Here is a 20790-nt window from a genome sequence, read left to right as displayed (position 1 = left end):
CAAAAACAAGAATAAGGATCACTCATGTTCGATATCAGCACGTTCCCCACCGCCGATGCCGTCCGCCGGGCTGCGCAGCTCAGTCAAGAGGACTACCAGCGCCTCTATCGCCAATCCATCGAACAGCCGGACACCTTCTGGGCCGAACAGGCCAAGGGCTTTCTCGACTGGATAACGCCTTGGCACAGCGTCCAGCAGTCAGACATCAAGACCGGCGCCGCCCAATGGTTTGCCGGCGGCCAACTGAATGTCAGCTACAACTGCATCGACCGTCACCTGGCAAAGCGCGCCGATCAGCCGGCCTTTATCTGGGAAGGCGATGATCCGACAAAGTCCTGCAAAATCACCTATCACCAACTTCATCAAAACGTCAGTCGCCTGGCCAATGTATTGAAAAGCCGTGGCGTGAAAAAAGGCGACCGCGTGTGCATCTACATGCCAATGATTCCGGAAGCGGCCTACGCCATGCTGGCCTGTACACGAATTGGCGCGGTGCACTCGGTGGTGTTTGGCGGCTTTTCACCTGACGCCCTGCGTGACCGTATTCTCGACGCCGATTGCCGTACCGTGATTACCGCCGACGAAGGCGTACGCGGCGGCAAGCCCGTGGCGTTGAAGCAGAACGTCGATAAAGCCCTGGCCAGTTGTCCGGATGTCAGTACCGTAGTGGTGGTGGAGCGCACCGGGGCGAGCGTGAACTGGAACGAGGGCCGCGACCTCAAGTATCAGGCCGCCCTGGAAGCCGCCAGCGACAACTGCCCGCCCGAGCCGATGGATGCCGAAGATCCGCTGTTCATCCTCTACACCTCCGGCAGCACCGGCAAACCCAAGGGCGTGCTGCACACCACCGGCGGCTACCTGCTACAAGCGGCGATGACCTTCAAGTACGTGCTCGATTACCAAGAGGGCGAAGTGTTCTGGTGCACCGCCGATGTCGGCTGGGTCACCGGCCACAGCTACATTGTCTATGGCCCGCTGGCCAATGGCGCGACCTCGCTGATGTTCGAAGGCGTGCCAAGTTACCCGGACAGCTCGCGGTTCTGGCAGGTGATCGACAAGCACAAAGTGAATATTTTCTACACCGCGCCCACCGCATTGCGCGCCCTGATGCGTGAGGGCCACGGCCCGTTGGAGAGTACTTCCCGAGCCAGCCTGCGCCTGCTCGGCAGCGTCGGTGAGCCCATCAACCCGGAAGCCTGGGACTGGTATTTCAACGCGGTCGGCGAACAACGCTGCCCGATTGTCGATACCTGGTGGCAGACCGAAACCGGCGGCATCATGCTCAGCCCGCTGGTCAGCGCCCAGCGCATCAAGCCGGGCTGCGCCACCCAGCCAATGTTCGGCGTACAGCCGGTGCTGCTGGATGAGCAGGGCAAGGAAATCAGCGGCGCCGGCAGTGGCGTGCTGGCGATCAAGGCCAGCTGGCCGGGGCAGATTCGCAGCGTCTACGGCGACCCGCAACGCATGATCGACACCTACTTCAAACCCTATCCCGGCTACTACTTCACCGGCGACGGCGCGCGGCGCGATGAGGACGGTGACTACTGGATCACCGGGCGGATCGACGATGTTATCAACGTATCGGGCCATCGCATCGGCACCGCCGAGGTGGAGAGCGCCTTGGTGCTGCATGACCAAATCGCCGAAGCCGCTGTGGTCGGCTACCCCCACGACGTCAAAGGTCAGGGCATCTATGCCTTTGTGACCCCAATGAACGGGGTCGAGCCCAGCGATGCGTTGAAAAAGCACCTGCTGGACCTGGTCAGCAAGGAAATCGGCAGCTTTGCCAAGCCAGAACTGATCCAATGGGCGCCTGCCCTGCCGAAAACCCGCTCCGGCAAGATCATGCGGCGCATCTTGCGCAAGATCGCCTGCAACGAACTGGACAGCTTGGGAGATACCTCGACCCTGGCCGACCCGAGCGTCGTAGACGGTTTGATCGACAAGCGCCTGAACCGATAGGAACCCCCGAGTCGCCATGGAATTTATCCGCAGCCGTATCGAAACCCAGTTGATGAGCCTGACCGGTTTGTCACTGGGCCAACTGGACCTGGAGAACCCCAAGGGCGATCCCGGACTGTTCGGGCCGGACTCGGTCAGTTGGCAAGTGCATGGCGACTTCAGCAGCATGCTGATCGGCGGCATCAGTGCGTTGATGCTGCAGGCCTTGCACCCACTGGCCCTGGCCGGCGTATGGGACCATTCGAACTTCCGCCAGGATATGCTCGGGCGTTTGCGACGAACCTCGCAGTTCATTTCCGGCACCACCTTCGGCTCACGCAAGGATGCAGAGTGGCTGATCGAAAAAGTGCGCACCATTCACCTGCAGGTGGTCGGCCACGCGCCGGATGGGCGACCTTATGCGGCCAGCGATCCAGAGCTGCTGACCTGGGTGCATGTGGCCGAGGTAAGCAACTTTCTCGCCGCTCACCTGCGTTATCGCAACCCCCGGCTTTCGGGTCGCGACCAGGATCGCTACTACAGCGAAATTGCCCTGGTCGCTGAACGCCTGGGCGCGCGGCATGTGCCGCGTTCACGCCAGGAAATTTCGGATTATCTGGTGCGTATCCGCCCGCAACTGCTGTGCGACGAGCGCAGCCGTGAGGTGCTGCGCCTGCTGCTCGAGGCCCCTGCCCCGAGCACTTTGGCCAAACCCTTCGGCAGCCTGATGATGCAGGCCGGGATCGACCTGCTGCCCGACTGGGCAAGCGCGATGCTCGACCAACAGCAGAGCCCGCTGCAACGCCAGATGATCCGCGCCGGGGCCAAGCGCAGTGCGCCACTGCTGCGCTGGGCGATGCGCAACGGTTCGGTGCAGCGCGCCCATCGGCGGATGGGGCTGATGTAGGTAGCGGCCCATAGCTGTTAAACTCCGCGCCCACAATGCCCTCATTTACCGCAAGCAAGGCCCGCTTCATGACTCCCTTGAATCAGGCGCTGCGCGCCGCCCTCGATTATCGCCAAGACCTGATCAACCAACTGCACGCCCAGGGTACGGACTGCTATCGGTTGTTTCACGGCAGCCAGGAAGGTGCCGGTGGCCTGACCATCGACCGCTACGGCCCGCAATTGCTGGTGCAGAGCTTCCACCAGTCCCTGGAAAGCGCAGACCTGCTGGACCTGCACCAGATGATCAACCAGCACATGGGCCTGGAATTGCTGCTGGTATACAACGACCGCGCCCGCGGTAACTCACGGATCGACCGCGAAGACACGGTGTACCGCGCAGAGCCTGCGGCATTGGAAGACCTGGTCGGCCACGAATGGGGCCTCAACTATCGTGTGCGTGGACGCCATGCCGGGCAAGACCCGCTACTGTTCCTCGACTTGCGTAACACCCGTGGCTGGGTCAAGGACCACAGTGCCGGTAAAAGCGTGCTGAACCTGTTCGCCTACACCTGTGGCGTAGGCTTAAGCGCGGCGGCAGGCGGGGCACGCGAGGTGTGCAACCTGGACTTTGCCGAAGGCAACCTGGCGGTTGGGCGTGAAAACGGCCTGCTCAACCCGCAGTTGCCAGCAATGGATTTTGTGCAGTCTGATTACTTCCCGGCGATTCGCCAACTGGCGGGCCTGCCGATCACCCAGCGTCGCGGCCAGAAACTGCCGAGTTATCCACGCTTGGAACAGCGCCAATATGACTTGGTACTCCTCGACCCTCCCGCCTGGGCCAAGAGCGCCTTCGGCACCGTCGACTTACTGCGCGACTATCAGAGCCTGCTCAAGCCCGCGCTGCTGGCCACCGCCGACAATGGCGTGCTGATTTGCTGCAACAACCTGGCGAAGGTCAGCATGGATGACTGGCGTGAGCAGGTGCTGCGTTGCGCAGAAAAAGCCGGCCGCCCTGTGCGTGACTGGCAAATCATGACACCGGGAGCCGACTTTCCATCCAGAGACCAGCAACCGCCATTGAAGACCTTGATCCTGCATCTGTAGGAACTTTCCCAGCACCCACGGTTCTTCGGAACCGAATTCCCGTGCCATACTCCAAGGCACTCTCGTTTGACATAGATGGCGTCACCCATGCCCAAAGGATTGATTCGCGCCGCAGGCGCCTTGTTGACCGCCCTTGCTTTGTACAGCTTGCTGGGCTTTCTGATCTTACCGGGCATTGCCCTTCGCATTGCCAACCAACAGTTGGCCAACTACGCCACGGTGCCAGCGCGAATCGAGCGCATCGAGCTCAACCCATTTAGCCTCGAACTGACATTGTGGGGCCTGAAGATCGGTGAGCCGGGCAAAGAACAAGTGGGTTTCGAGCGCTTCTACGCCAACCTGCAAGTGGACAGTCTCTGGACCCGCGCCCTGCACCTGGCCGATGTGCAATTGGACAAGCCCAAGACCGAACTGCTGTTCGACAAATCCGGCCAACTTAACCTGGCGCAGTTGTTCAAGCTGCCACCGAGCGAGCCGACCCCAGCCGATCCCGATGCCAAGCCGTTCCCACTGCGTATCGACAGCATCAAGCTGGCGGGCGGCAACCTGCACTTCCAGGACCTGCGCCCCAGCGAACCCATCGAATTCCTCTACGACAAACTCGACTTCGAGCTGAAAAATCTCAGCACCTTGCCCGAAGACAACGCCGATATGACCCTGGTCGCCGCGGGCCCTGACGGTGGGCAGATCGACTGGAAAGGTAATTTCAGCCTGGTACCGATCACATCCGAAGGCACCTTGAAAGTCACCGACGGCAAGATGAAAGCCTGGTGGCCCTATGTACGTGACGCCTTGCCCCTGGTGCTGGAAGACGGTGTGCTCAACTTCAGCACCGACTATAAATTCAGCCTGGCCAAAGAAACCGAACTGAACCTGACCAACACCGCCGCCAGCATCGCGCCCTTTGCAATCAAGGCGCCGGATGGCCGGCCATTGGCCCGCCTGGAGCGCCTGGACGTCAGCGAAACCACGGTAGACCTGGCCAAGCAGCAGGTGGTTGTCGGCAAGATTCGCAGCAACAAGCTGGAAACCTGGGCGGCCCGTGAAGCCGATGGGCAGTTGGATTGGCAGAAACAGTTTGCCAGCCAGCCGAGTAAACCAGCCACGGCACCGCAACCGGCCACTGCGCCGGCCACTGCCGATGCCCCTCAAGCGCAACCGGCAGCCCCGAGTAAACCCTGGCAAGTGCTGCTCAAGGACGTGCAACTGCGTAACTACCAGGTGCACCTGGCCGATCGCCAGGCCAAACCTGCGGTCGCGCTGGAGCTTGGCCCATTGAATGTCGATGTGCAGAACTTCGACAGCCTCAACCAGAGCCCCTTTACCTTGAAGGTCGACACCGGCCTGGGCAAGCAAGGCAAGATCCAGGCGACTGGCGAGGTTAACCTCAACCCCGTCAGCGCCAAACTGAAAGTGAATACCCAGGATATCGACCTGCGAGTTGCCCAGTCCTATATCAGCCCGTTTATTCGCCTGGAACTGCGCAGCGGCATGCTGGGCAGCAACCTGGACGTGAACCTCAAAAGCACCGAGCCGCTGGCCCTACAAGTCACCGGCCGCGCCCAGGTTGATCAGTTGCATACCCTGGACACCCTCAAGACCCGCGACTTCCTAAAGTGGCAGCGCCTGGTACTGGAGGGCGTGAACTACCAGCACGGCCAAAGCCTGTCGATCGACAAGGTCAACCTGCTGCAGCCATATGCGCGCTTCATGATCAACGACGATCGCACCACCAACATTGATGACCTGCTGGTTCCACAGCCGGCAGACAGTGGCAATAAGTCGGCCGCCAAACCCGCAGCCAGCAACGAGAAGCCCCTGGGCATTCATATCGGCCAGATCGCAATCAACGATGGTTCGGCCAACTTTGCCGACTTCAGCCTAACCCCCAACTTTGCTACCGCGATTCAACAGCTCAACGGCCAGATCGGTACCATCGACAGCCGCCAGGCCAAACCGGCCAGCGTCGACATAAAGGGCAAGGTGGACCGCTACGCGCCGGTGACCATCAAAGGCAGCGTGAACCCGTTTGATCCGATGGCGTCGCTGGATATCGCTACCAGCTTCAAGCGTGTCGAGTTGACCAACCTGACGCCTTACTCAGGCAAGTTCGCTGGTTTCCGTATCCGCAAGGGCCGCTTGAATCTCGACTTGCACTACGTGATCACCAAGGGCCAGTTGAAGGCTGAAAACAAAGTGGTGGTCGAACAACTGCAACTGGGTGAAAAAGTCGACAGCTCCGACGCGGTGGACTTGCCGATTCGCCTGGCGGTTGCCCTGCTCAAGGACTCCGATGGCAAGATCTCCATCGAACTGCCGGTGAGTGGCGACTTGAACAACCCACAATTCAGCGTAATGCCGATTGTGTGGCAGACCCTGCGTAACCTCGTAGTACGGGCAGCAACAGCGCCGTTCAAGTTTATCGGCGGGTTGGTGACCGGTGGCGGCTCGGAAGACCTGGGCAATGTGTCGTTCGACGCCGGCTCCAGTGAGCTGAACAAAGATGCCGAAGGCGCTTTGAACACCTTGGCCAAGGCGTTGAAAGAGCGCCCTACCCTGCGCCTGGAAATTGAAGGCACGGCTGCCGCAAGCAGCGACGGGCCGTTCCTGGCCGCAGAACGGCTGGAACGTGAATACCAATACAACTACTACAAGATCCTCCAGCGCCGTGGCGACAAAGTCCCGGCCCAGGCCTCATTGCTGGTGGTGCCAGAGAAGGAAAAGGCCCCACTGCTGGAAGGCATCTATCGCACCCGCTTGAAGCAGCAGCCACCGGCCGAATGGAAAGACTTGGGCAGCGATGAGCGCACGGCGAAGCTCAAGGACGGCGTGATCAAGTTCTGGAGCGCCAGTGATGTACTGTTACGCAAACTGGGCCAGGACCGCGCCAGCACGATCAAGGATTACCTGGTGGACAAGGGACAGCTGGAAGACGACCGGGTGTACTTCATTGATGCGCAGCTGGGGCAGGCCGAGAAAGATGGCCGTGTCATCACCCCAATGCATCTGGATGCTGAGTAACCTGAAGCTCGCGCAATTCTAAATGTGGGAAGGGTGAGCCCTCATGCCAGTCAGTTAAGGCTTTTTGTAGGAGCGAGCTTGCTCGCGAAAAGCTCAAAGGCACCGCGCTCATTCAGGATGCAGCGTTATCGTTGACGTTTTTCACGAGCAAGCTCGTTCCTACAGAGGGCGAAGTACGTTTAAATAATTGGGCCAGGCCTCCTCCCATATTCCTATGCTTCGCTTGACCAACAATTACCCCCCGGAAATAGAACAGGCCCCGACACAAGTGTCGGGGCCTGTAATGACCACATCCGTGTGGTCGGTCGCATGAACTCCAGAGGTGCATCGGGTGGATATCTGACTCACCCTAAGCCGCCGCCATCTAGTTCAGACGAAAAGGGCGCGTTACTCAGCTTTCAGGCCATCGGCCGATACAGCTTTAACGCCTTTGATTTTCTTGGCAATTGCGACTGCAGTTTCTTTCTGCGATGCAGTTACAGCAGTCGCGGAAGACAGGGAAACCACACCTTTGTTGGTCTCTACCTTGATATCGGTACCAGGAATACCTTTTTCGGTCACCAGGTCAGCCTTCACTTTAGTAGTGATCCAAGTGTCGCTGGTTGCGCCTTTGGCATCAGCAGCCGCACCTTTGGTTTTATCAATACCGTCAGCTTTAGTAGCGCCGCCAGCCAGCAGGCCGTCAGCAGAAACAGCAGTTACGCCTTTGATTTTCTTGGTAATGGCTACAGCGGTCGCTTTCTGCGAGTCGGAGATAGCTACGTCGGAGGAAAGGGAAACCACGCCTTTGTTGGTTTCTACCTTGATGTCCGAACCAGGAATGCCTTTCTCAGTCAGCAGATCAGCTTTTACTTTGGTAGTGATCCAGGTATCCGAGGTGGACTCTTTGGCCTTGGTCATTTCACCAGCCGCCAGAGTCATAGGGGCCTGGGAAGTCTGAGCAAAGGCCACGCTAGCACCCATGGCCAGTGTCAGAGCGGTAGCAGTAGCGAGAGCGAACTTCTTCATACGAGTAACTCCTGTTTTATTAAAAGTCTGCGGCGTGTGGACCTTGATGCTGCAGCGTTAACAGAGATATTGCAGACGGCGTGCCAAGTCAAAAACGCAGAATAAACTCTTATAAATCAATTAGTTAAAAAAATACCCAATTTTCGAAATCGTGCAACTTGCATGAAACTCGCTGCACCTGCATGCAAGTTGCGGTTTTTGGCGATGGGTTAAATGGCTGATTTTGCTTAATTTTCCAGCACCCATAAAAAAAGGACTCCGAAGAGTCCCTTTTTCCAGCCTGAACTACGGGTGATTAAACGCCCGAAGCCTTGGCTGCTGCTACGTCCTTGATGGACAGCTTGATACGGCCGCGGTTGTCCACGTCCAGTACCAGCACTTCGACTTCCTGGCCTTCTTTCAGAATGTCGGTCACTTTCTCAACGCGAGCGTCGCTCAACATGGAGATGTGAACCAGGCCGTCCTTGCCCGGCAGGATGTTGACGAATGCGCCGAAGTCGACGATGCGCTCAACCTTGCCGACGTAGATCTTGCCGATCTCGGCCTCAGCGGTGATACCCAAGACGCGCTGGCGTGCAGCTTCAGCCGCTTCCTTGGTTTCGCCGAAGATTTTGATCGAGCCGTCGTCTTCGATGTCGATCGAAGCCTTGGTCTCTTCACAGATCGCACGAATGGTCGCGCCGCCTTTACCGATAACATCACGGATTTTGTCGGTGTCGATTTTCATCGCGATCATGGTCGGAGCATTTTCCGACAGTTCGGTACGGGACTGACCAATGATCTGGTTCATCTGGCCGAGGATGTTCAGGCGCGCTTCCAGGGCTTGGCCCAGGGCGATTTCCATGATCTCTTCGGTGATGCCCTTGATCTTGATGTCCATCTGCAGCGCGGTAACACCTTTAGCGGTACCGGCTACTTTGAAGTCCATGTCGCCCAGGTGGTCTTCGTCACCCAGGATGTCGGTCAGGATGGCGAACTTCTCGCCTTCTTTAACCAGGCCCATGGCGATACCGGCAACCGGCGCCTTCATCGGCACGCCAGCGTCCATCAGTGCCAGGGAAGCACCGCAGACCGAAGCCATGGAGCTGGAACCGTTGGACTCGGTGATTTCCGATACCACACGAATGGTGTACGGGAACACATCGGCAGCAGGCAGCATCGCAGCAATCGAACGACGAGCCAGACGGCCGTGACCGATTTCACGACGACCGGCACCACCCATGCGACCACACTCGCCCACCGAGAATGGAGGGAAGTTGTAGTGCAGCATGAAGGGGTCTTTTTTCTCGCCTTCCAAGGTGTCCAGCAGCTGTGCGTCACGGGCAGTGCCCAGGGTTGCTACAACCAGTGCCTGGGTTTCACCACGGGTAAACAGCGCTGAACCATGAGTCTTCGGCAGAACGCCGACTTCGATGTTCAGCGGACGCACAGTGCGAGTGTCGCGACCGTCGATACGCGGCTTGCCGTTAACGATGTTTTCGCGAACGGTGCGGTATTCGATTTCACCGAATGCAGCTTTGACGTCGCTGGCGGAAGGCTGGCCTTCTTCACCGGACAGCTTGGCTACGACCTGATCCTTCAACTCACCCAGGCGAGCGTAACGGTCAGCTTTGACGGTGATGGTGTAGGCGTCGGAAATCGCAGCACCGAACTCGGAGCGGATAGCGCCCAGCAGGTCGGTGGCTTCCGGGGCAGCAGCCCAGGTCCAGGTCGGCTTGGCAGCTTCGGCAGCCAATTCCTTAACTGCGTTGATCACAACCTGGAACTCGTCGTGGGCAAACAGTACGGCGCCCAGCATCTGGTCTTCGGTCAGCTCTTTGGCTTCCGATTCAACCATCAGTACGGCTTCGGAAGTACCGGCAACGACCATGTCCAGGCTCGAAGCTTTCTGCTGTTCGTAAGACGGGTTCAACAGGTAACCAGTGCTCTCGTGGAAAGCAACGCGAGCGGCACCAATAGGACCATCGAACGGAATGCCCGAGATAGCCAGGGCTGCCGAGGTACCGATCATCGCAGCGATGTCCGGATCGGTTTTCTTGCTGGTGGAAACCACGGTGCAGACGACCTGCACTTCGTTCATGAAGCCTTCTGGGAACAGCGGACGGATCGGACGGTCGATCAGTCGGGAAGTCAGGGTTTCTTTCTCGGAAGGACGGCCTTCGCGCTTGAAGAAACCGCCAGGGATCTTACCGGCAGCGTAAGTCTTTTCCTGGTAGTGAACGGACAGAGGGAAGAAGCCTTTGCTCGGGTCAGCGGTCTTGGCGCCAACCACGGTCACCAGTACGGTAACGTCGTCGTCAACGGTAACCAGCACTGCGCCGGAGGCTTGACGGGCGATACGGCCTGTCTCGAGGGTAACGGTCGACTGACCGAACTGGAATTTTTTGATAACCGGGTTCACGGTGTCCTACCTTCTTTGTGGCTCTTGGGGGAACTTGTCTTCTTGCGAAATTCTTGGGCAATGTCGGGAATCGGCCCAACCCTTGTCCAGGGGTAAAACGTGTATCCAGATAAAACTTGAGGCTGGGAGCCTACCATGGGCCAGCGGGAATCCCACTGACACACGGCAGACAACCAACCTCTAGCGCAATCGCTGATTAGCGACGCAGACCCAGGCGACCGATCAGAGCCTGATAGCGACCCAGATCCTTGCCTTTCAGGTAGTCCAGCAGCTTACGGCGCTGGTTTACCATGCGGATCAGACCACGACGGGAGTGGTGATCTTTACCGTTGGCCTTGAAGTGACCTTGCAGCTTGTTGATGTTGTGGGTCAGCAGTGCAACTTGCACTTCTGGCGAACCAGTGTCACCAACAGCTTGCTGATAGTCAGCTACGATTTGTGCTTTTTCTTGAACGTCGAGAGCCATGAGGCAATCCTTTTTTTCAGGAAACCACCCAAAGGGTGATCTCAATAGGCCGAGGGCATACCCCCGTATCTATAAATGAGAAGTGACCATGCCTATTAACAGCCACCCTCGTTCGGTCATTCTGACCGAATCAGTCGACGTGGCGCGATGCGCCCGTCTTCGCTCACTTCACCGATACCGATAAAGCGACCGTTATGATCCTGTACCCGCACCATGCCGAACTTCGGGGCATCCGGGGCGCGTACCGGCTGGCCGTTGAGCCAGTAGAACGCGCTGTGCTCCGAGAAGTGCAGCAATGGCCAATCGAGCAAACCGCTGTCCGCTGGCATCAGGAAGCGATCAACTGCTTCGTTGCCGCCTTCGGCATGCACGGCTTCCAACTCTTCCAGCGTCACCGTCTGGGCCAGGCTGAAAGGGCCGGCTTGGGTGCGTCGCAGTTCTGCAACGTACGCACCGCAGCCGAGCTTTTCACCAATATCTTCCACCAGGGTACGGATATAGGTGCCCTTGCTGCAGTCCACGGCCAAGCGGGCAGTGTCGCCTTCACAGGCGAGCAATTCCAAGCGCGCAATAGTAACAGAACGCGGTTCGCGCTCCACTACTTCGCCCGCACGTGCCAGCTTATAAAGTGGTTGTCCGTCGCGCTTGAGCGCCGAGTACATCGGCGGTATCTGACTGATTTCCCCGCGAAAAGCCGGTAAAGCAGCTTCGATATCAGCACGACCAACGGTCACCTCGCGAACCTGCAGAACATCACCTTCGGCGTCGGCCGTGGTGGTGGTCTTGCCCAATTGCATCAGGGTTTCATAACCCTTGTCGGAATCGAGCAGGTATTGCGAGAACTTGGTGGCCTCGCCAAAGCACAACGGCAACACGCCGGTGGCCAGTGGATCAAGGCTGCCGGTGTGCCCTGCCTTCTCGGCATTGAGCAACCAGCGGACCTTCTGCAGTGCGGCATTGGAGGTAAAGCCAATGGGCTTGTCGAGCAGAATGATGCCGCTGACATTGCGACGGATACGTTTGACCTGAGCCACCGATTACTCCTTGGCGTCTTCAGGTGTGGACGGATGCTGGCTGTCTTCAGCCACGGCGCGTTCGATCAGGGCCGACAGGTGCGCGCCACGCACGACGCTTTCGTCGTAGTGGAAGTGCAACTGTGGAACGCTGCGCAGCTTCATTTCACGGGCCAACTGCATGCGCAGGAAACCCGCGGCCGAGTTGAGCACCTTGATGCTTTGTGCGATTTCTTCGCTGTTGTCCTGCCCCATCACGGTGATGAAGATCTTGGCGTGACCTACGTCACGGCTCACCTCGACAGCGGTGATGGTGACCAGGCCAACGCGGGGGTCTTTGACTTCGCGACGGATCAGTTGGGCCAGCTCACGCTGCATCTGATCGCCGATACGCTGGGTACGGCTGTATTCTTTTGCCATGTCTTGTTACCTGTTACTGCCACACGGTGAAACCCGTGGGGTCTGAAAGCGGCAAACGCCCGGCCTGACAAAAGCCAGACCGGGCGTTGCGTTTAGAGTCCTGACACTGCGCGGGGCATTTGCATGCCCACACGCTGCGTGGCTCCTGAAGTGCGCGAGTTAGAGGCTGCGAGCAACCTGAACCTTCTCGAAGACTTCGATCTTGTCGCCAACCTTGACGTCGTTGTAGCTCTTGACGCCGATACCGCACTCCATGCCGGCACGCACTTCGGCAGCGTCATCCTTGAAGCGGCGCAGGGATTCCAGCTCGCCTTCGAAGATAACGATGTCTTCACGCAGTACACGGATTGGACGGTTACGGTACACGGTGCCTTCGACAACCATGCAACCGGCAATCGCGCCGAACTTCGGCGAGCGGAACACGTCACGCACCTCGGCGATACCCAGGATGTTCTCCCGGACGTCGCTGCCAAGCATACCGGTAAGGGCTTTCTTGACGTCTTCGATGATGTCGTAGATGACGTTGTAGTAACGCATGTCCAGGCCTTCCTGCTCGACGATCTTGCGAGCGCCAGCATCGGCACGCACGTTGAAGCCGAACAGTACAGCGTTGGAAGCCAGTGCCAGGTTGGCGTCGGATTCGGTGATACCACCGACACCGCCACCGACAACGCGCACTTGCACTTCGTCATTACCCAGGCCATTCAAGGCGCCGTTCAACGCTTCGAGGGAACCACGGACATCAGATTTGAGGACGATGTTAAGCGTCTTCTTCTCTTCCTGACCCATGTTCTCGAAGATGTTTTCCAGCTTGCCGGCGTGAGCACGGGCCAGCTTGACCTCACGGAACTTGCCTTGACGGAACAGAGCCACTTCACGGGCTTTCTTCTCGTCGGCAACTACACTCATCTCGTCGCCAGCGTCCGGGGTACCGTCCAGGCCGAGGATCTCGACCGGGATAGCCGGACCGGCTTCCTTGATTGGCTTGCCGTTCTCGTCGAGCATGGCACGTACACGGCCGTAGTTCGAACCGACCAGTACCATGTCGCCTTGACGCAGGGTACCGTCTTGGACCAGCACGGTTGCAACCGGGCCACGGCCCTTGTCGAGGCGGGATTCAACCACGACACCACGGCCAGGAGCCGATGGAGTAGCAGTCAATTCCAGGACTTCGGCTTGCAACAGAACAGCTTCGAGCAGTTCGTCAACGCCGGTACCCATCTTCGCCGAGACCGATACGAATGGAGTCTCGCCACCCCACTCCTCGGACGTTACGCCGTGTACCGACAGTTCGCTACGAATGCGATCGAGATCAGCGCCCGGCTTGTCGATTTTGTTCACAGCAACGACCAAGGGAACACCGGCAGCCTTCGCGTGCTGGACCGCTTCAATGGTCTGCGGCATTACGCCGTCGTCCGCTGCAACGACCAGGATCACGATGTCGGTCGCCTTGGCACCACGGGCACGCATTGCGGTAAACGCGGCGTGACCTGGGGTGTCGAGGAAGGTGACCATGCCGCGTTCGGTTTCAACGTGGTACGCACCGATGTGCTGGGTGATACCACCGGCTTCGCCAGCGGCTACCTTGGCACGACGGATGTAGTCGAGCAGGGAAGTCTTACCGTGGTCAACGTGGCCCATTACGGTCACGACTGGCGCACGGGAGACTGCCTCACCTTCAAACTTCAGGGACTCGGCCAGGGAATCTTCCAGGGCGGTGTCGCTGACCAGGGTCACTTTGTGGCCCAATTCCTCAGCCACAAGCTGGGCAGTTTCCTGGTCCAGTACCTGGTTGATGGTGGCCGGAGTGCCCAGCTTGAACATGAACTTGATGATTTCAGCTGCCTTGACCGACATCTGCTGGGCCAGATCGCCCACAGTGATGGTCTCGCCGATCTTCACTTCGCGCACGACAGGGCCGGTTGGGCTCTGGAAACCGTGGGCGTTGCGTTTTTTCAGCTTGGCCTTGCCGCGACCACCACGACGGAAGCCATCGCTTTCTTCGTCGGTAGTACGTGGGGCAACGCGTGGAGCAGGCGCCTTCTCTTTAACCGAAGCACGATGCGGAGCGTTTTTGCGCTCGCCATCGCCACCACCACCGCGACGATTGTTATCGTCGGCACGGGGTTTGTCTGGACGACGTGGTTCGTCGCGCTTGCGGGCATCTGCTGCAGGAGCAGGTGCAGCGGCAACCGGGGCGGCCTCACGCACAGCTTCAGCAGGAGCAGCGACTGCTTCAGTGGAAGCAGGTTGCGCAGCAGCAGGCTGGCGACGCGCTTCTTCTTCGGCGCGACGCTTGGCTTCTTCTTCAGCCTTCTGACGAGCAGCATTTTCTACTGCGCGACGTTCTTCCAGTTCGCGTTTGCGCTCGGCTTCAATTTCTTCCGGGCTGCGCTGTACGAAGACTTTCTTCTTGCGCACTTCAACGCTGATGCTCTTGCTACCCGCAACACGCAGGGTGCTGGTGGTTTTGCGCTGCAATGTAATCTTGCGCGGTTCTTCCACTTTCGCCTTGTGGCTGCTCTTCAAGTGAGTCAGCAAAGACTGCTTCTCACTATCGCTCACACCTTCATCGGCGGCGGTGTGCGGCAGACCTGCCTCACGCATCTGCTGCAACAGGCGCTCTACCGGTGTTTTGACCTCATCGGCCAGTTGTTTCACCGTGACTTGCGTCATGCACTTCTCTCCTCAGGCCGCGCCTAATTACTCGAACCAATGGGCTCGGGCGGCCATGATCAACTTGCCGGCACGATCATCGTCAATGCCGTCGATGTCGAGCAGATCGTCAATAGACTGCTCGGCCAGGTCTTCGCGGGTAATTACGCCGCGCACCGCCAGTTCCATCGCCAAATCCTTGTCCATACCCTCAAGCGAGAGCAGGTCTTCGGCCGGATGGGCGTCTGCCAGCTTTTCCTCAGTAGCGATGGCTTTAGTCAACAAACGATCCTTGGCCCGAGCGCGAAGCTCGTTGACGGTGTCTTCGTCAAAGCCGTCGATGTTGAGCATTTCTTCCAACGGTACGTAGGCAATCTCTTCCAGGCTGGTGAAGCCTTCATCTACCAGCACCTGCGCCAGGTCTTCATCGACTTCCAGCTCTTCGATGAAGTTGCGCAGGATGTCACCGGTTTCAGCTTGCTGCTTAGCCTGGATGTCCGATTCGGTCATCACGTTCAGGGTCCAACCGGTCAGTTGGCTGGCCAGACGCACGTTCTGACCACCACGACCAATGGCCTGAGCCAGATTGTCTGCGCCAACGGCGATGTCCATTGCATGGGCATCCTCGTCAACGATAATTGCCGCCACTTCAGCCGGCGACATCGCATTGATCACAAACTGCGCAGGGTTATCGTCCCACAGGACGATGTCGACACGCTCGCCGCCCAATTCGCCCGACACTGCCTGGACGCGCGAACCGCGCATACCGATGCAGGCGCCTTGCGGATCAATGCGCTTGTCCTTGGAGCGGACCGCAATCTTGGCACGCGAACCCGGGTCCCGGGATGCAGCCATGACTTCGATCAGACCTTCGGCGATTTCCGGCACTTCGATACGGAACAGCTCGATCAGCATTTCCGGCGCAGTACGCGACAGGATCAACTGAGGGCCGCGGTTCTCAGTGCGGATTTCCTTGAGCAGCGCACGCAGACGCACGCCAACACGGAAGGTTTCGCGAGAGATGATGTCTTCACGGGCCAGCAACGCTTCCGCATTGTTACCCAGGTCGACGATCACGTTATCGCGGGTGACTTTTTTCACGGTGCCGGAGATGATTTCCCCCAACCGCTCGCGATAGGCGTCAACGACTTGAGCGCGCTCGGCTTCGCGAACCTTTTGCACAATGACCTGCTTGGCGGTCTGTGCAGCAATACGGCCGAACTCGATCGATTCGATCTTTTCTTCGACGACATCACCAACCTGGGCACCAGGGTGCGTTTGCGCAACCTTGCTTGGCCAGGTTTCGATGGCCGGATCATCAAGATCGGCTTCTTCGACAACCGTCCAGCGACGGAAGGTCTCATAGGCACCGGTGTGGCGGTTGATTTCCACACGCAGATCAACTTCATCTTCAAAACGCTTTTTGGTAGCAGTGGCCAGGGCCAGCTCCAGCGCTTCAAAAATCACGTTTGCCGGTACGCCCTTTTCATTGGATACCGACTCAACAACCAGCAGTACTTCTTTGCTCATCGTACGCCTCGCCTTTCGCAAGCCATTGGATCCGCGGGATCCGCGTCTCAGTCAAAACTGGGAATAATGTTGGCCTTGTCGATCATATCGATCGGCAACAGGAACTCATGGTCGTCTACCTGCACCACGACATCCTGTTCTTCTACACCGCGCAGAAGGCCCTGAAAGTTGCGTCGTCCTTCGAAGGGCGAACGCAGCTTGATCTTCACTTGTTCACCGGCAAATTTTGCAAACTGATCAATAGTGAACAGTGGGCGTTCCATGCCTGGCGAGGAAACTTCAAGGGTGTATTCAACGGAAATCGGATCTTCAACATCCAGCACACCGCTGATCTGACGGCTGACAATGGCACAATCGTCCACCAGCACGCCGCCCTCTTTATCGATATAAACGCGCAACATTGAGTGGCGACCTTGAGCCGAAAACTCAATACCCCAGCATTCATAGCCTAGGGCCACGACCACCGGGGCCAGCAAGGCCTGCAACTCTTCTAGCTTGCTCGACACCTGAACCCCCTCGTGCATGTATGTGCATGCTGTGCAAAATAAAAAAATGGGCGAAACGCCCATCCTTGAAACGCCGTCGAACAGCGGCGTCGAAAGTGTCCAGCTAACAAAAAGCCCCTTAAAAGGGGCTCCGCTAAAACTGGTTGCGGGGGCCGGATTTGAACCGACGACCTTCGGGTTATGAGCCCGACGAGCTACCAGACTGCTCCACCCCGCGACAAAGCTGGGGCGGAAGTATACGACCGATCCCTTACAGGGTCAATGTAACCTTCCACCTACAAGAAAGCCCGCAACAGCGGGCTCTCCTGATAATTGGTACCGAGAAGGGGACTCGAACCCCTACACCCTATGGGCACAACCACCTCAAGGTTGCGTGTCTACCAATTCCACCACCTCGGCAATACAGCGTTTACAACCTTCTTACTTCTGCTCTTGAGCTGGAGGCACGTCAGTCGCTGGAGTAGCCGACTTTTGCTCTTGAAGCACCGGGACATCATCAGAAGCCGGTTTTGCTTTTGGTACTTCCAACACTGCTGGGTTTGGGAGACCTACCTGAGTCAGCACATGAGCCTTCTCTTTAGCAAAGTAACCTAACCCCAAGCTGGTTATGAAGAAACCGGCGGCAAGTATAGCAGTAAACTTACTAAGAAAGGTAGAGGAACCTTGGCTTCCGAACACAGTATTTGAAGCACCTGCACCGAAAGACGCACCAGCATCCGCACCTTTACCCTGTTGCAACAAAACCAGAGCAACTACGCTCAGGGCAGCCAACAGATGAAAAACGACTACGACTGTTTCCAGCATTTTTTCAGTTTCCCGCGGCGCGACAGATCGCACCGAACTCATCTGCATTCAGGGAGGCTCCACCAATGAGCCCCCCATCGATATCCGGCATGCCGAACAGTTCGACCGCATTGGCCGCCTTCACGCTGCCGCCGTATAGAAGCCGCACACCTTGTGCGACTTCAGAATTTTCTGCCGCCAACTGCGCGCGAATGGCTGCATGCACATCCTGCGCTTGTTGCGGTGTAGCAGTCAGCCCGGTGCCAATGGCCCAGACCGGCTCGTAAGCAATGACCGCCTTTGCAAACGCACCAACACCCAGCTCCTCGATGATGCTGCCCAGCTGACGCGAGACAACTTCAAGAGTCTTGCCCGATTCGCGCTGCTCCAGGGTCTCCCCTATGCATAGCACCGGAATCAAGCCACAAGCCTGTGCTGCGGCGAACTTGCGATTGAGTGTCCCATCACGCTCGCCCATCATCTGACGACGCTCGGAGTGCCCGACAAGCACATAGGAACAACCCGCATCAACCAACTGACTTGGCGAAATCTCGCCAGTCAATGCACCTTGCATGGGCTCCACCGCAGAGTTCTGCGCGCCGACCTGAATCGACTTGCCTTTCAAGCCATCAACCACTTGGTTGATATGCAAGCAAGGCGGGAACACCGCGACATCAACACCGCCAGGCAAGGCCAAGTGACGAAGGCCGTTGATCAGCTCAGCGACACTGGCGCGGGTACCGTGCATCTTCCAGTTACCAGCTACCATAGTGCGACGCATGCTGTACCTCGTCGGTCAAAGTGGGCGCAGATGTTACCCAACCACATCATCACTGGCAAGCCGAATTCAGGCGCAAACTTCAGTTACCAGTTTCGCCAGGTCTTCGGCATGGCCGCGAACCTGGGTTTCGTCCTCGCCTTCGACCATGACGCGCACCAGAGGCTCTGTGCCGGACTTGCGCAATAACACACGCCCACGCCCCGCCATTGCCTGGGTCACACGCTCGCAAGCCTCTTTGACTGCCGGGTGCTCGATCGGGTTTTCGCCACCGGCGAAGCGCACATTGAGGAGCACTTGCGGGCATTTGCGCAGGGCTTGGCGCGCCTGTGCCAGGCTCTCTTCACGACGACGCAAAGCCAGCAACACCTGCAGCGCGGCGATGATCGCGTCGCCTGTAGTGGTGTGCTGGAAGCAGACGACGTGCCCGGAGTTCTCACCGCCGACCAGCCAGTTACGCTCCAGCAACTCGGCGATCACATAACGGTCACCAACATTGGCACGAATAAAGGGGATACCCAGTTCTGCCAGCGCCAGTTCAAGCCCAAGGTTACTCATCAAGGTACCCACGACGCCACCGTGCAGCTTGTTACGCTCATGCAGGTCACGAGCAATGATGAACAGCAGATCATCACCATCCACGATCATGCCGGTGTGATCCACCATCAGGACCCGGTCCCCATCGCCGTCGAAAGCAATACCCAGGTCTGCGTGCTCGGCCAGGACAGCCGCCTGCAGCTGCTCCATGTGGGTGGAGCCACAATTATCGTTGATGTTCAAGCCATTAGGCTGTGCAGACAGTACTGTGACCTGCGCGCCCAGCTCCTTGAAGACGCTCGGCGCTACCTTATAGGTCGCACCATGGGCGCAATCGACGACGATCTTCAACCCGGCAAAATTGGTGCTGCTTGGAACGCTACTTTTGCAGAATTCGATATAACGGCCGGATGCGTCATTAATACGCGACACCTTGCCTAGCTTGCTGGATTCAACCACCGTCATCGGCGCATCCAGCAGTTCTTCGATCATCAGCTCGATCTCGTCAGGCAATTTGGTGCCCTGCCCGGAAAAGAACTTGATGCCATTGTCATCATGAGGGTTATGGGAGGCACTGATCACAATCCCAGCCTCAGCGTGGAATGTACGTGTCAGGTATGCGATCGCCGGTGTGGGCATAGGCCCCAGCAGCATCACATCGGCGCCGGCGGCCGACAAACCAGCCTCCAACGCTGACTCAAACATGTAACCCGAGATACGGGTATCTTTACCTACCAGGATGCGACAAGCGCCCATGCTGCGGAACGCCATGCCTGCCGCCCAACCCAACTTGAGCATGAAATCAGGAGTAATCGGAAATTCGCCGACCCGACCACGAATGCCGTCGGTGCCAAAATATTTTTTAGTCATAAGTGCTCCATCATTCTTATTCGGCTGATTCTACAGCCGCGAGCATGCGCACCACGTCGACTGTTTCGGCGACATCATGTACACGCAAAATACGTGCGCCCTTGGTTAGGGCAAGCGCCGCAAGCGCCAGGCCGCCATACAAACGCTCACCCACCGGGCGATTCAAGGCGAGCCCGATCATGCTCTTGCGCGAGACGCCGACCAACAGCGGGCGACCAAGGGCATGTAGAGCATCCATGTGTTTGAACAGGCTCAAATTGTGCTCCAAGGTCTTGGCGAAGCCAAATCCCGGATCAAGGATGATCTTCTCAGGTGCAATTCCCACAGCCACGCACTGGGCCATCCTGTCAGCAAGAAACCCACTTACTTCGCCGACCAGGTCGTTGTAGTGCGGATTATCCTGCATATTGCCGGGCTCACCCAGCATATGCATCAGACAGACAGGCAGGCCGGTCGCTGCGGCGGCATCAAGGGCACCATCACGTCGCAACGAACGTACGTCATTGATAAGTCCAGCCCCCAGACGAGCAGTTTCGCGCATCACCGCCGGAGTGGAAGTGTCCACCGAGATAATCACATCCAGCTCGCGGGCGATGCGCTCGACAACCGGCGCCACTCGCTCCAACTCTTCCAATGGCGAAACAACACGAGCGCCAGGCCGGGTCGATTCACCACCCACATCAATCAAAGTCGCGCCAGCAGCCACCATCGCCTCGGCGTGGCGCAACGCAGCGTCGACCTGGCTGAAACGGCCGCCATCGGAAAAGGAATCAGGGGTTACATTGAGAATGCCCATGACATGTGCATGGGCCAAATCAAGAACCCGGTTGCCGCAAGGCAACCAGGTAGAAGACAACGCAGAAGTCATT

The 20790-nt window shown here is 58.0% G+C and carries 16 protein-coding genes and 2 tRNA genes; 4 read left to right on the top strand and 14 right to left on the bottom strand.

Annotated elements, in window-relative coordinates; genetic code table 11:
• Positions 1-24: 24 nt before the first annotated feature.
• The 4 genes from acs to KVH01_RS25750 all read left to right on the top strand — a co-directional run bounded on the left by acs (position 25) and on the right by KVH01_RS25750 (position 6954).
• Positions 25-1962 carry an acetate--CoA ligase gene (gene acs / locus KVH01_RS25765; RefSeq protein WP_217883364.1) on the top strand — a complete coding sequence of 646 codons (1938 nt, stop codon included), beginning with the start codon at positions 25-27 and terminating at the stop codon, positions 1960-1962.
• A 16-nt stretch (positions 1963-1978) separates the two neighbouring features.
• Entirely contained in the window at positions 1979-2848 is an 870-nt protein-coding gene (locus tag KVH01_RS25760) for an oxygenase MpaB family protein (RefSeq protein WP_217883363.1), read from the top strand.
• A gap of 68 nt (positions 2849-2916) precedes the next feature.
• Positions 2917-3933, top strand: a complete 1017-nt coding sequence (locus KVH01_RS25755; protein ID WP_217883362.1) for a class I SAM-dependent rRNA methyltransferase — start codon at positions 2917-2919, stop codon at positions 3931-3933.
• Between the two features lie 87 nt (positions 3934-4020).
• Positions 4021-6954, top strand: a complete 2934-nt coding sequence (locus KVH01_RS25750) for a DUF748 domain-containing protein (RefSeq protein ID WP_217883361.1) — start codon at positions 4021-4023, stop codon at positions 6952-6954.
• A 387-nt stretch (positions 6955-7341) separates the two neighbouring features.
• Here KVH01_RS25750 and KVH01_RS25745 read toward each other — a convergent pair whose 3' ends face one another.
• From KVH01_RS25745 to folP, 14 genes are all read right to left on the bottom strand, one after another.
• A complete protein-coding gene (locus tag KVH01_RS25745; RefSeq protein ID WP_043051762.1) occupies positions 7342-7962 on the bottom strand; it encodes a BON domain-containing protein in 621 nt (206 codons plus the stop codon).
• A 295-nt stretch (positions 7963-8257) separates the two neighbouring features.
• A complete protein-coding gene (pnp, locus tag KVH01_RS25740) occupies positions 8258-10363 on the bottom strand; it encodes a polyribonucleotide nucleotidyltransferase (RefSeq protein ID WP_005791474.1) in 2106 nt (701 codons plus the stop codon).
• 196 nt (positions 10364-10559) lie between these two features.
• Complete coding sequence (gene rpsO, locus KVH01_RS25735) at positions 10560-10829, bottom strand: 30S ribosomal protein S15 (RefSeq protein ID WP_003176135.1); 270 nt, start codon at positions 10827-10829, stop codon at positions 10560-10562.
• A gap of 116 nt (positions 10830-10945) precedes the next feature.
• Positions 10946-11863, bottom strand: coding sequence for a tRNA pseudouridine(55) synthase TruB (gene truB / locus KVH01_RS25730; RefSeq protein WP_217883360.1), 918 nt, complete (start codon positions 11861-11863; stop codon positions 10946-10948).
• A 3-nt stretch (positions 11864-11866) separates the two neighbouring features.
• A complete protein-coding gene (gene rbfA, locus KVH01_RS25725; protein ID WP_003176137.1) occupies positions 11867-12262 on the bottom strand; it encodes a 30S ribosome-binding factor RbfA in 396 nt (131 codons plus the stop codon).
• Positions 12263-12421: 159 nt separating this feature from the next.
• Entirely contained in the window at positions 12422-14938 is a 2517-nt protein-coding gene (gene infB, locus KVH01_RS25720; protein ID WP_217883359.1) for a translation initiation factor IF-2, read from the bottom strand.
• Between the two features lie 27 nt (positions 14939-14965).
• Entirely contained in the window at positions 14966-16447 is a 1482-nt protein-coding gene (nusA, locus tag KVH01_RS25715; protein WP_043051766.1) for a transcription termination factor NusA, read from the bottom strand.
• 47 nt (positions 16448-16494) lie between these two features.
• Positions 16495-16953: a ribosome maturation factor RimP gene (gene rimP / locus KVH01_RS25710; RefSeq protein ID WP_197626733.1), complete on the bottom strand. Its 459-nt coding sequence runs from the start codon at positions 16951-16953 to the stop codon at positions 16495-16497.
• A gap of 140 nt (positions 16954-17093) precedes the next feature.
• A tRNA-Met gene (locus KVH01_RS25705) sits at positions 17094-17170 on the bottom strand.
• A gap of 96 nt (positions 17171-17266) precedes the next feature.
• Positions 17267-17352, bottom strand: a tRNA-Leu gene (locus KVH01_RS25700).
• Between the two features lie 21 nt (positions 17353-17373).
• A complete protein-coding gene (gene secG, locus KVH01_RS25695; protein WP_003194191.1) occupies positions 17374-17757 on the bottom strand; it encodes a preprotein translocase subunit SecG in 384 nt (127 codons plus the stop codon).
• A gap of 4 nt (positions 17758-17761) precedes the next feature.
• A complete protein-coding gene (tpiA, locus tag KVH01_RS25690; RefSeq protein WP_043051841.1) occupies positions 17762-18517 on the bottom strand; it encodes a triose-phosphate isomerase in 756 nt (251 codons plus the stop codon).
• Positions 18518-18583: 66 nt separating this feature from the next.
• Positions 18584-19921 carry a phosphoglucosamine mutase gene (gene glmM, locus KVH01_RS25685; protein WP_043051840.1) on the bottom strand — a complete coding sequence of 446 codons (1338 nt, stop codon included), beginning with the start codon at positions 19919-19921 and terminating at the stop codon, positions 18584-18586.
• Between the two features lie 16 nt (positions 19922-19937).
• Complete coding sequence (gene folP, locus KVH01_RS25680; RefSeq protein WP_217883358.1) at positions 19938-20789, bottom strand: dihydropteroate synthase; 852 nt, start codon at positions 20787-20789, stop codon at positions 19938-19940.
• Position 20790: the final 1 nt, after the last annotated feature.

The sequence above is a fragment of the Pseudomonas khavaziana genome (assembly GCF_019145205.1).
GTDB lineage: Bacteria > Pseudomonadota > Gammaproteobacteria > Pseudomonadales > Pseudomonadaceae > Aquipseudomonas > Aquipseudomonas khavaziana.
This window is presented reverse-complemented; position numbering and strand designations above follow the sequence as displayed.

Coding starts and splice junctions, on each gene's coding strand:
- acs (WP_217883364.1), top strand. CDS start 25: ATGTTCGATATCAGCACGTTCCCCACCGCCGATGCCGTCCGCCGGGCT.
- KVH01_RS25760 (WP_217883363.1), top strand. CDS start 1,979: ATGGAATTTATCCGCAGCCGTATCGAAACCCAGTTGATGAGCCTGACC.
- KVH01_RS25755 (WP_217883362.1), top strand. CDS start 2,917: ATGACTCCCTTGAATCAGGCGCTGCGCGCCGCCCTCGATTATCGCCAA.
- KVH01_RS25750 (WP_217883361.1), top strand. CDS start 4,021: ATGCCCAAAGGATTGATTCGCGCCGCAGGCGCCTTGTTGACCGCCCTT.
- KVH01_RS25745 (WP_043051762.1), bottom strand. CDS start 7,962: ATGAAGAAGTTCGCTCTCGCTACTGCTACCGCTCTGACACTGGCCATG.
- rpsO (WP_003176135.1), bottom strand. CDS start 10,829: ATGGCTCTCGACGTTCAAGAAAAAGCACAAATCGTAGCTGACTATCAG.
- rbfA (WP_003176137.1), bottom strand. CDS start 12,262: ATGGCAAAAGAATACAGCCGTACCCAGCGTATCGGCGATCAGATGCAG.
- infB (WP_217883359.1), bottom strand. CDS start 14,938: ATGACGCAAGTCACGGTGAAACAACTGGCCGATGAGGTCAAAACACCG.
- nusA (WP_043051766.1), bottom strand. CDS start 16,447: ATGAGCAAAGAAGTACTGCTGGTTGTTGAGTCGGTATCCAATGAAAAG.
- secG (WP_003194191.1), bottom strand. CDS start 17,757: ATGCTGGAAACAGTCGTAGTCGTTTTTCATCTGTTGGCTGCCCTGAGC.
- tpiA (WP_043051841.1), bottom strand. CDS start 18,517: ATGCGTCGCACTATGGTAGCTGGTAACTGGAAGATGCACGGTACCCGC.
- glmM (WP_043051840.1), bottom strand. CDS start 19,921: ATGACTAAAAAATATTTTGGCACCGACGGCATTCGTGGTCGGGTCGGC.
- folP (WP_217883358.1), bottom strand. CDS start 20,789: ATGACTTCTGCGTTGTCTTCTACCTGGTTGCCTTGCGGCAACCGGGTT.